17 protein-coding genes are annotated in these 14,327 nt (G+C 52.1%); 6 read left to right on the top strand and 11 right to left on the bottom strand.

What is annotated here, in order from left to right; translation table 11 throughout:
* Positions 1 to 4 precede the first annotated feature (4 nt).
* Positions 5 to 295: a muconolactone Delta-isomerase gene (gene catC, locus M8013_RS09835; protein WP_271267617.1), complete on the top strand. Its 291-nt coding sequence runs from the start codon at positions 5 to 7 to the stop codon at positions 293 to 295.
* Between the two features lie 44 nt (positions 296 to 339).
* Positions 340 to 1,266 carry a catechol 1,2-dioxygenase gene (catA, locus tag M8013_RS09830; protein WP_271267616.1) on the top strand — a complete coding sequence of 309 codons (927 nt, stop codon included), beginning with the start codon at positions 340 to 342 and terminating at the stop codon, positions 1,264 to 1,266.
* Between the two features lie 139 nt (positions 1,267 to 1,405).
* Here catA and M8013_RS09825 read toward each other — a convergent pair whose 3' ends face one another.
* The 3 genes from M8013_RS09825 to M8013_RS09815 all read right to left on the bottom strand — a co-directional run bounded on the left by M8013_RS09825 (position 1,406) and on the right by M8013_RS09815 (position 3,805).
* Positions 1,406 to 2,224 carry an HAD family hydrolase gene (locus tag M8013_RS09825; protein WP_271267615.1) on the bottom strand — a complete coding sequence of 273 codons (819 nt, stop codon included), beginning with the start codon at positions 2,222 to 2,224 and terminating at the stop codon, positions 1,406 to 1,408.
* Positions 2,225 to 2,546: 322 nt separating this feature from the next.
* Positions 2,547 to 3,038 carry an Hcp family type VI secretion system effector gene (locus M8013_RS09820; protein WP_271267614.1) on the bottom strand — a complete coding sequence of 164 codons (492 nt, stop codon included), beginning with the start codon at positions 3,036 to 3,038 and terminating at the stop codon, positions 2,547 to 2,549.
* Positions 3,039 to 3,286: 248 nt separating this feature from the next.
* A complete protein-coding gene (locus tag M8013_RS09815) occupies positions 3,287 to 3,805 on the bottom strand; it encodes a DUF2778 domain-containing protein (protein ID WP_271267613.1) in 519 nt (172 codons plus the stop codon).
* Positions 3,806 to 4,090: 285 nt separating this feature from the next.
* On the opposite strand from M8013_RS09815, the gene M8013_RS09810 reads away from it, so the two are divergent.
* A complete protein-coding gene (locus tag M8013_RS09810) occupies positions 4,091 to 4,333 on the top strand; it encodes a hypothetical protein (RefSeq protein ID WP_271267612.1) in 243 nt (80 codons plus the stop codon).
* A 67-nt stretch (positions 4,334 to 4,400) separates the two neighbouring features.
* Here the strand turns inward: M8013_RS09810 and M8013_RS09805 are convergent, their stop codons facing one another.
* Positions 4,401 to 4,856: a hypothetical protein gene (locus tag M8013_RS09805; protein ID WP_271267611.1), complete on the bottom strand. Its 456-nt coding sequence runs from the start codon at positions 4,854 to 4,856 to the stop codon at positions 4,401 to 4,403.
* A 522-nt stretch (positions 4,857 to 5,378) separates the two neighbouring features.
* Between M8013_RS09805 and M8013_RS09800 the strand changes: the two genes are divergently transcribed.
* A complete protein-coding gene (locus M8013_RS09800) occupies positions 5,379 to 6,116 on the top strand; it encodes an SDR family oxidoreductase (RefSeq protein WP_271267610.1) in 738 nt (245 codons plus the stop codon).
* Between the two features lie 43 nt (positions 6,117 to 6,159).
* Positions 6,160 to 6,537, top strand: coding sequence for a RidA family protein (locus M8013_RS09795; RefSeq protein WP_271267609.1), 378 nt, complete (start codon positions 6,160 to 6,162; stop codon positions 6,535 to 6,537).
* A gap of 340 nt (positions 6,538 to 6,877) precedes the next feature.
* On the opposite strand, the gene M8013_RS09790 is transcribed toward M8013_RS09795, so the two are convergent.
* Together M8013_RS09790 and M8013_RS09785 are read right to left on the bottom strand one after the other, a co-directional pair.
* Positions 6,878 to 7,729 (bottom strand): Vmh family MBL fold metallo-hydrolase, encoded by an 852-nt coding sequence (locus M8013_RS09790; protein ID WP_271267608.1) that lies wholly within the window; start codon positions 7,727 to 7,729, stop codon positions 6,878 to 6,880.
* 8 nt (positions 7,730 to 7,737) lie between these two features.
* The gene (locus tag M8013_RS09785; protein WP_271267607.1) at positions 7,738 to 8,388 is read right to left on the bottom strand and encodes a DsbA family protein; all 651 of its coding nucleotides are present in this window, start codon (positions 8,386 to 8,388) and stop codon (positions 7,738 to 7,740) included.
* Between the two features lie 108 nt (positions 8,389 to 8,496).
* Between M8013_RS09785 and M8013_RS09780 the strand changes: the two genes are divergently transcribed.
* A complete protein-coding gene (locus M8013_RS09780) occupies positions 8,497 to 9,378 on the top strand; it encodes a LysR family transcriptional regulator (protein WP_271267606.1) in 882 nt (293 codons plus the stop codon).
* Between the two features lie 76 nt (positions 9,379 to 9,454).
* Here M8013_RS09780 and M8013_RS09775 read toward each other — a convergent pair whose 3' ends face one another.
* From M8013_RS09775 to M8013_RS09755, 5 genes are all read right to left on the bottom strand, one after another.
* Complete coding sequence (locus M8013_RS09775) at positions 9,455 to 9,604, bottom strand: hypothetical protein (RefSeq protein ID WP_271267605.1); 150 nt, start codon at positions 9,602 to 9,604, stop codon at positions 9,455 to 9,457.
* Between the two features lie 296 nt (positions 9,605 to 9,900).
* Positions 9,901 to 10,932, bottom strand: a complete 1,032-nt coding sequence (locus tag M8013_RS09770; protein ID WP_271267604.1) for a methionine synthase — start codon at positions 10,930 to 10,932, stop codon at positions 9,901 to 9,903.
* Between the two features lie 27 nt (positions 10,933 to 10,959).
* Positions 10,960 to 11,937, bottom strand: coding sequence for a DUF1852 domain-containing protein (locus M8013_RS09765; RefSeq protein WP_271267603.1), 978 nt, complete (start codon positions 11,935 to 11,937; stop codon positions 10,960 to 10,962).
* 129 nt (positions 11,938 to 12,066) lie between these two features.
* Positions 12,067 to 13,317 carry an MFS transporter gene (locus M8013_RS09760; protein ID WP_271267602.1) on the bottom strand — a complete coding sequence of 417 codons (1,251 nt, stop codon included), beginning with the start codon at positions 13,315 to 13,317 and terminating at the stop codon, positions 12,067 to 12,069.
* A gap of 33 nt (positions 13,318 to 13,350) precedes the next feature.
* Complete coding sequence (locus M8013_RS09755) at positions 13,351 to 14,235, bottom strand: LysR family transcriptional regulator (RefSeq protein ID WP_271267601.1); 885 nt, start codon at positions 14,233 to 14,235, stop codon at positions 13,351 to 13,353.
* Between the last annotated feature and the right edge of the window lie 92 nt (positions 14,236 to 14,327).

Genomic DNA, 14,327 nt, shown 5'->3' with positions numbered 1-14,327 from the left:
CGCGATGCTGTTTAAAGTGGAAATGACGGTCAACATCCCGTCGTCCCTGCCTGCAGCGCAGGTTGATGAGATTAAAGCCAAAGAGAAAGCCTACTCCCAACAGTTACAGCGCGAGGGGAAATGGCCGCACATCTGGCGCGTGGTCGGCCAGTACGCCAACGTCAGCATTTTTGACGTGGCGGATAACCAGGAGCTGCACGACATCCTGACCGCGCTGCCGCTGTACCCGTGGATGGAGATAACCGTGCAGCCGCTGTGTGTGCATCCGTCGTCCATTTATGTCGAGCAAAAATAGTAGAAATAACAACAACAAACGTACCCTACAACGAGGAATAAGCAATGTCACAGAACCCTGTACATCAAACCGAGCTGGACACTTTACTGGCCATCAGCAGCGGCTTAAATTCCACCGGTGGCAACGACCGTTTTAAAAACATCATGCATCAGCTACTGAGCGATGTGTGCAAGACCATCAAGCAGTTCGACATCACCGATGAAGAGTTCTGGCTGGCGGTGAACTACCTCAACGAGCTGGGCGGACGCCAGGAAGCGGCCCTGCTGGCCGCCGGTCTGGGTCTGGAACACTATCTGGACATGCGTGCCGACGAGAAAGAGGCGGCATCCGGCGAGGAAGTGGGTACCCCGCGCACCATCGAAGGGCCGCTGTACGTCGCCAACGCCCCGCTGAGCCAGAGCTTCGCTCGCATGGATGACGGCAGCGAGCAGGCCGAAACCATGTGGCTGCAGGGCCAGGTCACCGATCTGAACGGCAAACCGGTGGCGGGGGCGATTGTCGATATCTGGCATGCCAACACCCTCGGCGGCTATTCGTTCTTTGACCAGTCCCAGAGCGAATACAACCTGCGCCGCCGCATCCTGACCGACGAACAAGGGCGTTACGCGGTGCGCAGCATCGTGCCATGCGGCTACGGCTGCCCGCCGGATGGCCCAACCCAGAAGCTGCTAACCGCCCTGGGCCGCCACGGCAACCGCCCGGCGCATGTGCATTTCTTTGTGTCGGCACCGGGGTACAAACATTTGACCACGCAGATCAACCTGAACGGCGATGAGTATCTGTGGGATGACTTTGCCTTTGCGACCCGTGCGGAGCTGATTGCGGATCCGGTGAAGATTACGGACAGTGCCGTAGCGAAGCAGCGCGATATTGAGGGGGAGCATACGGAGGTGAATTTTAGTTTTACGCTGGTGGGAGCGACCGGGAGTGAGGAAGAGGGGAGAGGGAAGCGGGCGCGCGTGAAAGAGTAGGTTTTTTTTGGTTGAATAGGCCGGGTCCGCGGTGAGGCGGGCCCGGTTTTTTTGTTTTTATGGGGGAGCGGGTATTATGGAGTTTGGGAATGTATGGTTTGTGTGGTGATAAGGGTCTGTGGCAGACGTCGCTGCCTGGTTACCCCTTCCTCTTAAATAATTGTAATAGACCTTTTACTGTAACATCCAATTGGCTCCCCTCATCATACAAAGCAGGGACAACATAATTAGCCCTCTCTTCAGCTATTAACTTCTCAACCTTTTCTTGCGTAGCCTTACTATTCCATTTTTTGTTATCAAATACAGCCAAAGAAACGCCACCTTGATATCGAACCATTTTCATTGCAGGAATATCTGTGTCTCCATCTCCAAAGTATATCATTTTTTGGAAAGGGATCTCGCGATCTTCAGGTTCTATGAATCTATTGATGGCAGCATTATCCCATGAGTTGCGAATGCCTTTATTTATCCTAAATAAAAACTGAGTTTTTGTAGTGTAATTGATTGCTTGTGCTGGCCAGGTAACGATTTTACCATCAGTAGAGTAATGATATTTACATGCATAGATATCACGGAATTTAGAACCTATGGCTGTCCCTCTTATCATTGCATCTAAGCCACTAGAAATTATGTAATGATGTAATTGCAAATCGTGTTCTTGAGCATAGTCATTTATTCGTTCAAACCAACCTTCAACTCCGGGGAATAACGGGATTGATTTTCCATGTTTTATCAAGTTGGCAACAGTTAACTCTTGAGAGCCAAGCTCATTAGCTTTCTCAGCAAGAAGCCCAAGGTAAGACAATATTTCATCTCCATCATCATCCTGAGCACGTTTTTTAACGGACTGCCAGAAAGAAGCAATATCATCAATTCCTAAAGCAGGCATAAGTCCGTGTTGGGCACAATCGCCTTCTGCTAAAGTTCCATCAAAATCATAAATTAATGCACATTTCATTGGTAACACCTACTTAAGGTTACGCAAAACTATGTAACATAGTATGCAATGTTAGGTGGAGGCAGTTCAGTGATCCCAGAGATAGAAACTACATTATTACTACTCCAGCCTATTTATGTCAAAATATTACTATCGATTTAAAAGTGGCCAATGTTGATATGAGCAGTGTGTCAAAACCTGCTCGACCAACTGGCCATTTTATTTTTATTAGTATAATTAGATGGTAGTAATACCTTTTCTTTGGTTCGGCGACGTATCAGGTCGGGCTATTATTGAACACTAAGCTACATAAAAAACTGAGGGCGCAATCCGCCCTCTTTGTTTACGCTGTCGGACGCTCATTCCATGCGTCTTTGAACATAATATTTCCATCTACAATGCGCCAGGTTATTTTCTCATATTGTAAGCTGATGCTTTCGACATGATTTATTTTATCATTACCGGATATTTTCACGTTTGGCACGCCACAATTAACGCCTGTGATTTTTACATTTTCCATTAATACGATGTAATAACAGACTTCTTGCCCTGCGTCGTTAATATGGTAGAAACGAAGTTCGGCACTTTTGAGCGTTTGACCAGTTGCCGCGGCCTTGTAGAGATAGGGTGTAGAGCTATCTACCTCTTTTTCTAACATCATAGATGAATGTTGCCGCGTACCCGTTATTTTGCCATTGGCACTATCTACGGGCAGGTTAATCCCGTGGCTCATACCGATAATTTCGATACTTCCTTCACGGTCCTGGACATCAACTGAACCCTTAATGTCAGCGCCGCCGTCGTCCTTTAGCCACAAGTATGGAGGGATTGGCATTTCAAGATCTCCTTATTCTTTTGAGTAACTTCATTGTTAAAATATAGATAACGGTTGTTATAGGAAAAACAGTGATTATCGATATATAGAAATAGATGTCATAAAAATTATCTGCGCCGATTTCTCCCGGACCATATAATAAGTGCCCAATCCATTGAGCGATACTATGATTCATCCATATTTCAGGACTCCCCAACGAGCGGCCCACACACACCGAAAGAAGAAGGTAAAATGCGATTTTTAATGTCCTACGGACAGTTGTTGCCATAGGTATTTACCACCTCTACCCAACCCCGAGCCATGAGAGAACGCTGACAGGGAACCCGTACAAGTGATGTTCTCAGCAAAGCGTTTCGGATAAGAGCATAGTCAGAATTGTGGGCTATCGTAATACAGCCTTCAGAAATCGTACCCGGATGAAGGCGGAATAATCCGCGACTCACGCCATTCACCCACGTTCCGTCATCTATACCCCAATCGTCCTTATAAAGGGCAAACCACTCATCACGATCAAATTCTGCGCCGTAAAACGTTCTGTTAACCAGATCCTGCGATTTTGCTTTAATCCATGACCCACCGCCGCCTGCGCCACGGTCGACAATCCAGTATTTACCGGGAGGCAATGGACCGTCATTTGGAATTACTCCGCAAGCGCCTTTGTTTCGGTATACGCCTTTCCCAGAGTGCGCCATAAAGACGCCAACGCCGTACAAATTGAAGGGCGCATAATCAGCACCGTTCAAAATCATTTTTCCCTGCAATGCCATACGCCACCTTATTCCCTTACACAGACTCAGGGCATCGTACTACACTCTATTCCAAATCTGAAATAACAAATATGAGCACATGAATTGTTTTATCTGTTAATGTGAGTTGTGCTATTGATGGGGTTGTAATAGTGGTGATTGTAATTTTTACACGGTGTTGTAATTGATGTTGGTCGAAGTGCTCATGCCATAATTAATATCAATGATAAGATGATGTAGTATATGCTTCCGATTTATTCTAACTTCCTCACTCAATATTCATCACGCAACTAAGGCTTCCCGATAATGACGCCAGCCAAAAAGGCAAGACTGTGGATTATTCAATTCTTGTCCTTTCTCCTGATTTTCTCAGCATTTTACCTGCTCTTACCCGAGGTTTATCTGTTCGAACGTTACAGCGATCGTGCTGGTTTTATTACCGAGCAGAACTGGAATGATTTATTCATGGTATCCGTTCTGTGCGCGTCAGTAATCATCAACACGCTGTTGATTTTCGTTGTCGCCAGACTGAGAAAAAAGCACGTTTGACCATACTAAGCCCGGTCTTCGAGGCCGGGCTTTCTTACCATTACACCTCGCTAATCTTTAACCGCACTCAGTGCGCCGTGATATACGGCTCCTTCACAAACTCAGCCAACAGCCAGACCAGATCGTGCAGCAAACCTGTAAGTTCTCTGGCGACATCAGTGGGCAGCGTTCCGCTCAAAATAGCCTGCGATAGCGCCACAGCGTAATCCACTTGGGTCGCCGTCTCCTGCCAGCAGTCCGGTACGCAGGAGGTGAGTTTTTCGCCCACGATCAGCTGTGCGATCAGGTACGGCGGCAGATCTGCATCGCAGAGTTCTCGCTGCTGGCGCAGGGATTGCAGCAGACGTTCGCAGAGCGCGGTGCATGTTGCGGCGTCTTCTGTTTCGACCAGCACACTCACCAGCGCGGCGCAGCGATCGGCAACCTCAAACAGATCTGCAGTTGCTGGAAGGGGCAGGGTGGTGAGTTGATGAATAATGCATTCTTGAGGTTGGCAGTAAGACAGATTAGAGACAGTAGTCATGTTGTATTCCTTTTTAAAATATCTCCAAACCACCTCATGAGTTCCTACGCTCATGAGTGGTAGCGCTGACGGAGGTAGGAATGCCGTACACGACAAAACGGCCAGCCTTTCGGCTGCTCCGCCAGCGCCACCGTGATTTTAACGGGATAAACGCTGTCGCGACAAAATAATTGTCGTGTCGTGAGGTACGGGTTCCTACGCCCGATTGCGGATGTGCCGCAACGCAGTCACTTTACGAGGCCCCGACAATGAATAAAAGGCTAAACCCTGAATTACACAGGGTTACTTTGGGGTTTGCGAGGCGTCTTCCAGAAAGGGTAATGCCGGGGGGCGCTTCGCTTGCCCGGCCTACAAAACCGCTCGCCGGATGGCCAAATCCCGAAGCTGATGACCACGCTGGGCCCGGTTTGCGGAGCAGGTCATTTATATGCCTGGTGTGAGAATGGCACTAACGGAAAGATGTCCCTCTACCTCCTCATGTATACCTGGCTCACACACAGACATTAAAAAAGGATGCATGAGATGCTGAGAGGTAAAAGAGCGGTTATTACCGGTGGAGGAGGGGGATTCGGCCAGGCGCTGTGCGTGTGGCTGGCAAGAGAGGGTGTGGAGGTGGATTTTTGCGCGCGGCACGATGATGATATTCAAAAAACCTGCAGCATCATCGCGACTGAAAACGGCATTGCGAAAGGGTATATCTGTGATTTAACCCAACCTGAGTCCATTTCTCAGTTTTCATCGCAGCTTTTAACGTCAGACAAGCCGATCGACATATTAATCCTCAATGCTGCTCAGTGGTTGTCAGGGAGGTTAGACGATCAGCCGGACACAGAAATTATCAATACCGTCAGTTCAGGTCTGACAGGTTCGATTTTACTCACTCAGGCTTTACTGGCAGGGTTAAGACGTTCAGACAGTGCTGATATCATCTCAATTATATCTTCATGCGGGGTCCCGAATTTTACGAATTCCATTGCGCACCCCGCTTTTTTTGCCAGCAAGCATGGGCTTAGCGGGTTTACAACTAAACTGTCACAGCAGTTGTCCGAAGAAAATATACGTGTGACCGGGTTGTACCCGCCGGATTTTGAACTGACAGGCTTAGATACTTGTGTCGATAGTCAATCCAGGATGGGGGAGCGTCTGATGAATGGGCGGTCGATCTGGGAAACGATTCGTTTTGTGCTGTCTCAACCGCGTAGTTGCCATATAAGCAGCATCTACTTTCAAGGTCCAACTCGCGAAGATCTGGGTGTTTAGGGCTAAGTTTGTTAATTGTTCTTTTTACAAAAGGATTATTGATATGAATGATGTAATCAGGAAAAATTATTCTGAATTAGGTGAAGTAAAGGCGCCCTACGTTCATTCCGTTAAGCACCATAACACGCTCTATATTTCTGGCCTGACGGCGTTTGGCTCAGCGGCCCAACACCAGGGCATTGCTGAGCAGGCTGAAGAAATATTTCGCCAAATCAGAACAATCGCCAGCATAGAAGGTACTGATTTTTCAGCCCTTATCAAAGTGACAATCTTCATCACCTCTTTTGAGCAGATCAACGCGCTACGCGAAGTGCTGTACCGAAATTACGGTGAGCACTTGCCAGCCAGTTCGCTCGTTGAGGTCAGTCGCCTCTTCTCGCCTGACCTCACAATAGAGATCGAGGCGATATTCGGGCTTTGACTCAATGATGTTCCGTACCACACAAGGTATTGATCAACTGTTTCAGGACGCTAACAAGCCCGGTTACAATCAACAGAGCGAAAGAGGCGGTCAACAAGGCACTAATCATCAGAAACTCCATGTTCTTCGTTGTATTCTATAAGAATCGTAGAACATTTTTTTCATTTGTCATGTGCCTTCACTGACAGTAACAGTCAGATGCTCAGAATTTGTTAAACGTCGCGGCGTCACTTAACAAAAAAACTGAGGGCGCAACGCGTCCTCTTTAAAGGGCAATGCCGGGGGCGCTTCGCTTGCCCGGCCTACAAACCCCTTCAACGGGTAGAGGTTTCGACCCGACTTACCACTTCATCTCGCCGGTATTGACCTTCGCGCTCAGTTCGAGCGAGCTCTCATCCGCCAGACCCGTGTACGCCGCTTTCATTGCGCCGATAACCGCTGCCGATCCTTTCTGGCTGGCAAGCGTCTGCTCAAATTTTTGCAGGTAGCTGTGGGTGAAGGTGATGGCTGCGTCGTTTGCCGGGCGAGCCCCCAGATAGTGGCCAGGGATGACCTGCTGCGGTTTCAGGTAATGCATTTCGCTAAGCACCGTCATCCAGCCCTGACGCACTGCCGGAGTCTGTGTGTCCGCCGTCCAGACATGGATGCCAGAGGCAATGCCGGTTCCGCCCAGAATCGCCTTGTTCGCCGGGATCCACACATACGCGGCATATTCACCCGCGTGTTTCAGTTCCAGCGCTTCGCCGTCGACGGTAAAGCGGGTGGCGTGGGTCGCCTGTGGCACGATGATTTTCGTCGGTGCGCCGTCCTTCATCTGCGGGCCCCAGAAGGCCAGCTTGGCGTCTTTGGTGGCCTTGATGTGCTCGACAACCGTCGGAGAAGCCACCACTTTTGCCTGCGGGAAGGCGGCCACCAGTGGCTCAAGTCCGAAATAGAAATCCGGATCGCCGGAGGTGATCACAATCTCTTTCAGGGTTTTGCCACGGGCTTTGATTAACTTCACCAGCTGCTCGCCGTCTTTGACGCTGAACTGGGCATCAAACAACACCGCTTCTGTCGGGCCGGAAACCAGCGTGGACGATACCGGGAAAATGCCTTTGTCCTGCGGGTTGTAGACTTCAAGGTGCAGCGGCGCGGCGAATACGGGCGCGGCGGCCAGCGTTAATACCAGCGAGAGGGATTTCATGTTCATGGTGATCCTTAGTTGTGTATCCGGGTGAGTTGCGTTTTAACCAGTGCGAAAAAGGCCTCCGGTTCGCCGTAATAACGTCCGACAGGCAGCAGCGTGCGGGTCCCGTCCGTGTCGATAATCGCCGCCGTGGGGAACCCCTGGCCGTTGACCATCGCCATTAACAGCCGCGCATGTTGAATACTTTCCAGCGCTTCATTTTCCTGAATTTGCCCGAGCCGGATGTCAGGCCCTGCCGTCTGGCCCAGGATCTGATTAACTACCTCAGGGTCGGTGATGTTTTGCCCGTCCTGATACCAGGCCCGCTGAACGGCGTTGAGAAACGTCAGGTCGGCGCCGGGCAGGGCAAATCGCTGTGCCGCCAGCAATCCGCGCGTGGTCGGCAGGGAGTCGAGAACCAACTGGCTGTTGGTCAGCAGCATCTGGCGATAATTCGCGCCAAACGCCATCCCGGTTAAGGTGGCGATACGGGCATCATGCTCGTTAACGTGCGCCAGCCAGCTGGCGTCCAGCTGTCGACGATGGGTGCCAATAAACAGCCCGCCCGGCAAGATATGCTGCGCGGGAAAGTCCTCGGCGATGCGGTTAAGCAGCGGCAGAGCGCCATAGCTCCAGCCGCACAGGGGATCGATAATCCAGTAAAGCCCGGCCTGAAATGCCATGACAATTTTCTCCGTTTTGGGGTAAGCGCATTCTACGGATTTGCACGTCTGATAGAATTCCTGAAACAATACATGCTGAGTTTCATAAAACGATCAGATGGAGTGGCAATGGACAGGATCATGGCGGCGATTACCTACAACCGAATCTGCGAACTCGGCAGCCTGAGCGCGGCGGCCCGATCGCTTGGGATATCCCGGCCGATGGTCAGCCGCTATCTCGATGAGATGGAAAAATGGGCCGGGGCGCGACTGATCCACCGCTCAACCCGGCGGCTGACCATCACCCCGGCGGGTGAGAAAACGCTGGAGAAAACCCGACAGCTGGCCCTGTTATCGCAGGGCATTGAGGGCGATGCTACCCGCATTACGCCGTCAGGTACGCTTCGGATCGCCTGCGCCCATTTTACGGCGACGCATCTGCTGGGGCCGGTGATCCCGCCATTTCTCGCCCGCTATCCCGCGTTGCGCATTGAGGTCGATATCAATAACCATCCGGTCAGTCTGGTGGGGGAGCGCATCGATCTGGCGATCCGCATTACCAACGAACCCGAACCGGGAGCTATCGCGCGCGTTCTCGGAACGTGTCAGTCCGTGTTGTGCGCCTCGCCAGCGTACCTGGCGCGAGCAGGCGTGCCGACCACGCCGGACGATCTCGCGCAGCATAACTGTTTGCACTACAGCCGTTTTTCCGGGCAGTCGTGGTCTTTTCGTGATGCAGAGAAAGGGGCGATGTCGGTGGCGGTGAGCGGTAATTTCAGTGCCGGGATCTCGTTACTGTTGTGCGATATGGCCGCCGCGGGCGTTGGCCTGGCGATGGTGCCTGCCATTGAGGCGCAAACCGGACTGGAGAGCGGGCGTCTTGTTCGGGTGTTGCCACAGCTGGAACCGCAGCCGCTGGGCATTTACGGGTTGTATCAGTCCCGCGATCATCAGCATGCGGCGCTTAACCTGTTTCTCGATGCCATCAAACAGCATCTGCTGCAAGCCTAACAAACGCGAAAAAGGGCTGATGTTGACAAAAAAAAGACCGCCGAAGCGGTCATGACGTTTGCAACCCCACCTGGGATCACTTGCCGGTCTCTTTGCGCACCAACGCCGGATAGGAATGCTCGGTCTCTTTTCCGGTACGGATGTTCATAATCGTGTAACGCGCATCCGGGAAAGTGCCGGCTTTCTTCACCACCAGCATCGATTCACCCTGTTGATTGCGGAACATCTTTCCCGAAGGGTATTTCGGCGCATCTGGGTTCTGGCATGGGCATTGTGGATCACAGTGACTCATTATTTCCCCGTTAGGCTTCAACAGCCAGCAAGTGAAGGGATCGTCATAAGCACGGGCTTATGTCGCTGTAGACCGAAAACGATACGCCTGTGAGTCATTAATAGCCATCAAATTGTTAGTGAATAGCATTTCCCAGGATTGTAATAGTCATGTTGTTGTCATGATTTAGTCTTGGTATAGTCTGGCTGCGTGTTCCTCCGGGGGAGGTAACAGGCAGCCAGAAGGGGAGGTTACTTCGCGGAAAGTTCGTTGCGGATAATCTCTGCACCGGCACGCAGCGCGTTGAGTTTGCCGTTAGCCACCCGGCGCGATAACGGCGCCATGCCGCAGTTGGTGGACGGGTAGAGCTTATCGGCATCGACGAACTGCAGCGCTTTGCGCAGTGTATCCGCCACCTCTTCTGCGGTTTCAACGGTGTTGGTCGCCACATCAATGGCCCCGACCATCACTTTTTTACCACGGATCAGTTCCAGCAGATCCATCGGCACCCGCGAGTTGTGGCACTCCAGCGACACAATGTCGATCGCCGATTGCTGCAGTTTTGGGAAGGCTTCTTCGTATTGCCGCCACTCGGTGCCCAGCGTCTTTTTCCAGTCGGTATTGGCTTTGATGCCATAGCCGTAGCAGATATGCACCGCCGTTTCGCACTTCAGCCCTTCAACGGCGCGTTCTAAGGCAGCGATGCCCCAGTCGTTCACTTCATCAAAGAAGACGTTAAAAGCGGGTTCATCAAACTGGATAATATCGACACCGGCGGCCTCTAATTCCCGGGCTTCCTGGTTAAGAATTTTGGCGAATTCCCAGGCCAGCTTTTCGCGGCTTTTATAGTGGGCGTCATACAGCGTATCGATCATCGTCATCGGCCCGGGCAGCGCCCATTTAATCGGCTGTCGGGTGAGCTGACGCAAGAATTTGGCGTCCTCAACGAATACCGGCTTTTGACGTTCTACCGCCCCGACGACGGTCGGCACGCTGGCGTCGTAGCGATTACGAATTTTAACGACTTCGCGTTTCTCAAAATCAACGCCGCTGAGGTGTTCGATAAAGGTGGTAACAAAGTGCTGGCGCGTCTGCTCGCCGTCGCTGACGATATCAATCCCGGCGCGCAGCTGGTCGAACAGAGACAAACTTAGCGCATCCTTTTTCCCTTCGATTAATTCGTCGTTTTCTAATTTCCACGGCGACCACAGCTTCTCTGGCTCTGCAAGCCAGGACGGTTTCGGTAAACTGCCCGCAGTCGAAGTGGGGAGCAATGTTTTCATAGCAGGTGACCTTATATTTATAATTAATTAAACAGCGTAGTTAGCAGACCATTGCTCAAGAATATTCTTGTAAGGTTTGATGAAATGCTTTTCTGTGAACTTGCCCTGCTCAATCGCTAACTGACTACGCTCTTCGCGATCGTAAACAATTTTCGTTAACGAATGATCCTGGTTATTCAGGTTCGGCTGATAATATTGCCCGGCGGTTGAGTTGGCGTTGTAAATCTCCGGGCGATAAATTTTCTGGAAAGTCTCCATCGTGCTGATGGTGGCGATCAGCTCGACAAACGAATAATCACGCAGTAAATCACCGGAGAAATAAAACGCCAGCGGCGCGGCGCTGTTTGGCGGCATGAAATAGCGCACCTGCAGACCCATTTTCTTGAAGTAGGTTTCGGTCAGCGACGTCCCGTGCTGTTGATATTCGATGCCTAACACCGGATGCACGTTGCCGATGCGCGAATAGGTATTTTTATTCGACACGCTCAGGCAGATCACCGGTGCTTTGCTGAAGTTGGCTTTGTATTCTGCTGAGTTAGCAAAATGGCGGAAGATATTGCCATGCAAATCACCAAAGTCATCCGGGATGCTGAACGCAGACTGGTCTTTATTGTGATCCAGCAGGCGGACGCTGAAATCATAATCGCGAACGTATGACGAGAAGTTATTCCCGACAATACCCTCGATGCGTTCATTGGTTTTTTTATCAATAATATTGGTTTTCAGGATTTCAATTGCCGGGAAGGCTTGATGACTGTCGCCAATATTCATCTCCACAGAAACGATTTCCAGCTCGACGGAATAACGATCGCCGTTGGGATTATCCCAGTGCGCCAGCGCGTTGAAACGGTTATCAATCATCACTAAGGTATTACGCAGATTCTGCTCGCGGCTTTCCCCGCGGGCCAGGTTGGCAAAGTTAGTGGTAATCCGCGTGTTTTCCGAAGGATTATAATTCTCGTCGAAACGACTGTGTTTTATCGTAAATGTGAAATCATTATTCATTATATTCAGTCTTCATGTTGCTAAGTCGTTAACATTACATACGTTATGCCAGAGCCTCAGCAACAGTGATAGCGACTAAATTTCACTACAACATGAGATATCTTCATGTTGCAGCGTGAGGCGGTCTCATCATGAATCTTTCACGGCAGTGTGGGATGTTATCTGCGGCGCATTATCGAGCCGTCGAATGGCCGGCACCAGCGCGGCACCCAGGGTCGCGATCACCACGGCAATGGCGGCAACCAGCAGCACGTTGCTGGAGCCGTACTGCACGGCCAGCGGGCCGGCGATCAGCTCCCCAAAGGGAATGGCGACAAACGATCCCACCGCGTCATAGGCATACACCCGGGCCAGCTTTTCGGGCGGGATATGCGTCTGTAGCGATTGAGCCCAGGCCACCCCAAACAGGCCGAACGCGACGCCCGCGATAAAAAATGCGCCAATCAGCCACGGTGTGGGCGCAAGCTGGCTCAGCATGAAAATGGGCAATGCGCATAAGGCCGTTAACAGCACGCCGATAAACAGATCCCGGCGTGGACGCCAGCGCAGGGCGAGAGAGGACCCCACGATCAGGCCCACGCTTTGCGCCGCAATGATCATCCCCCAGTGCGCCCGACCAAAAGAGGCATCGGCGATCACCGGACCGAGCACCATCATCACCCCGCTGAAGGCGGCGTTGATAATGGTGAACTGCACGACAATCGACCACACCCAGGCCCGGCTGGCGAACTCCTGCCAGCCTTCTTTGAGATCCTGCAGGATATTGCTTTGCGTTGCGCCAGCGTCGACGCGCGCAACGCGAATCAAACGATACAGCGGGGCGGCGGCGGCGAAACCCAGCGCATCAATGGCCAGTCCCCAACCGGGCCCAACACTGCTTATCAGGATCCCCCCTAACGACGCGCCGATCACCGTCCCGCTGTACACCCCGAGCTGGATAAACGCATTGGCCTGGCGCAGACTTTTTCCGGGAACCGTCTGGGGAACCAGCGCAGAAGAGGCCGGTAAGGTGATCCCGGCAGCGGCACCGTTCACCGCGCCGAGCAGGGCCAGGCTGATGACCGTGGCGGAACCGTCGAGCACCGACCAGGCCACCATCGCCTGCGAAACGGCGGCAATCAGTGAAGAGGAGACCAGCACCCGGCTGCGTGAATAGCGGTCTGCCAGCACGCCTCCGAGCAGCAGAAAGGCGACATTAAAAATCGAACGGGAGGCCACCACCCAGCCTAAATCAGAGACCGAACCGCCGATATCCAGCACTGCAAACGCCAGCGCAATGGGGGCGATACCGTTGCCCAGTACGGTGAGCAAGCGTGCAAAAAACAGATGGCGAAAGGGGGAAAAGTGAAAGGCATGCGCGCGTTTATTGTCGTTATTCATTTTTTAAATGGCTTCGCAGTTAAAGGCAGTCGGTCAGATTTTTAGGGTATCAATGACGGCTCGCAGGGCGGGTGAGACGTTGCGATGCGGATAATACAGGAATAACCCCTCCATGCGCAGGCTGTAACGCTGCAACACCCGAATCAATACCCCGCGTTCCAGGTCATCGGCCACCAGTTCGACAGGCACATACGCCAGCCCCAGCCCCAGCCGGGCCGCTTCGGCTTCCATGTAGCTGTCCGACAGGGCCCACTGTCCCTGCGGTTGATGGGTGATTTTTTTACCGTCCTGATTGAGCTCCCACTGATACAGACTGCCGTCAGCAAACTGGTAGGCAATACAGGGATGGCTCGCTAAATCAGCCGGCAAGAGGGGGAAACCGTAACGGCGAAAATGCTCCGGTGTCGCCACCACGGCCATCTCCATGTCGGGGGTAATGCGCACTGCGATCATGCCCTGGCCTACCTCGGGGCCCAGACGCACCCCGGCATCGAATCGCTCGGCGATAATATCGACAAAGCGGCTTTCGTTCATCAGCTCCAGTCGGATATCCGGGTATCGCTGTTTAAACACCGCCAGCTTTGGCAGAAGACATTTATCGATGGCGTGCTGGCTGGCATTGATGCGCACGGTGCCGGAAGGGGTCTGACGATAATGGGCCAGCGTCGCCAGCCCCAGATCTAACGCGTCAAACCCGGATTCCGTGGTCTGATAGAGTTGCTCCCCCGCCTGGGTCAGCGACAGCTTACGGGTGGTGCGCACCAGCAGTTGCACACCCAGCCGCGCTTCAAGGTCACGCACCGAACGGCTGACCCCCGATTGTGCCAGCCCAAGCCGCTGCGCTGCGGCGGTAAAACTGCCTTCCCGCGCCACCTGCATAAACAGGTACAGCTCATTGTAGTTTTCCCGCTTTGCCATCGAGGAGTACCCGTGCTTGTTTATAACAATTTGATATGAATCCTAGCACCGTTCGCCCTCTAATCAGCACTATTTCTGCTAACTATAATCCC

Source organism: Silvania confinis, from assembly GCF_025564085.1.
Classification (GTDB): Bacteria; Pseudomonadota; Gammaproteobacteria; order Enterobacterales; family Enterobacteriaceae; genus Enterobacter; species Enterobacter confinis.
This window is presented reverse-complemented; position numbering and strand designations above follow the sequence as displayed.

What these genes read in the sequence shown, in the direction of transcription:
- catC (WP_271267617.1), top strand. Translation starts at nt 5, where the DNA reads ATGCTGTTTAAAGTGGAAATGACGGTCAACATCCCGTCGTCCCTGCCT.
- catA (WP_271267616.1), top strand. Translation starts at nt 340, where the DNA reads ATGTCACAGAACCCTGTACATCAAACCGAGCTGGACACTTTACTGGCC.
- M8013_RS09825 (WP_271267615.1), bottom strand. Translation starts at nt 2,224, where the DNA reads ATGAAATGTGCATTAATTTATGATTTTGATGGAACTTTAGCAGAAGGC.
- M8013_RS09820 (WP_271267614.1), bottom strand. Translation starts at nt 3,038, where the DNA reads ATGCCAATCCCTCCATACTTGTGGCTAAAGGACGACGGCGGCGCTGAC.
- M8013_RS09815 (WP_271267613.1), bottom strand. Translation starts at nt 3,805, where the DNA reads ATGGCATTGCAGGGAAAAATGATTTTGAACGGTGCTGATTATGCGCCC.
- M8013_RS09810 (WP_271267612.1), top strand. Translation starts at nt 4,091, where the DNA reads ATGACGCCAGCCAAAAAGGCAAGACTGTGGATTATTCAATTCTTGTCC.
- M8013_RS09805 (WP_271267611.1), bottom strand. Translation starts at nt 4,856, where the DNA reads ATGACTACTGTCTCTAATCTGTCTTACTGCCAACCTCAAGAATGCATT.
- M8013_RS09800 (WP_271267610.1), top strand. Translation starts at nt 5,379, where the DNA reads ATGCTGAGAGGTAAAAGAGCGGTTATTACCGGTGGAGGAGGGGGATTC.
- M8013_RS09795 (WP_271267609.1), top strand. Translation starts at nt 6,160, where the DNA reads ATGAATGATGTAATCAGGAAAAATTATTCTGAATTAGGTGAAGTAAAG.
- M8013_RS09790 (WP_271267608.1), bottom strand. Translation starts at nt 7,729, where the DNA reads ATGAACATGAAATCCCTCTCGCTGGTATTAACGCTGGCCGCCGCGCCC.
- M8013_RS09785 (WP_271267607.1), bottom strand. Translation starts at nt 8,388, where the DNA reads ATGGCATTTCAGGCCGGGCTTTACTGGATTATCGATCCCCTGTGCGGC.
- M8013_RS09780 (WP_271267606.1), top strand. Translation starts at nt 8,497, where the DNA reads ATGGACAGGATCATGGCGGCGATTACCTACAACCGAATCTGCGAACTC.
- M8013_RS09775 (WP_271267605.1), bottom strand. Translation starts at nt 9,604, where the DNA reads ATGTTCCGCAATCAACAGGGTGAATCGATGCTGGTGGTGAAGAAAGCC.
- M8013_RS09770 (WP_271267604.1), bottom strand. Translation starts at nt 10,932, where the DNA reads ATGAAAACATTGCTCCCCACTTCGACTGCGGGCAGTTTACCGAAACCG.
- M8013_RS09765 (WP_271267603.1), bottom strand. Translation starts at nt 11,937, where the DNA reads ATGAATAATGATTTCACATTTACGATAAAACACAGTCGTTTCGACGAG.
- M8013_RS09760 (WP_271267602.1), bottom strand. Translation starts at nt 13,317, where the DNA reads ATGAATAACGACAATAAACGCGCGCATGCCTTTCACTTTTCCCCCTTT.
- M8013_RS09755 (WP_271267601.1), bottom strand. Translation starts at nt 14,235, where the DNA reads ATGGCAAAGCGGGAAAACTACAATGAGCTGTACCTGTTTATGCAGGTG.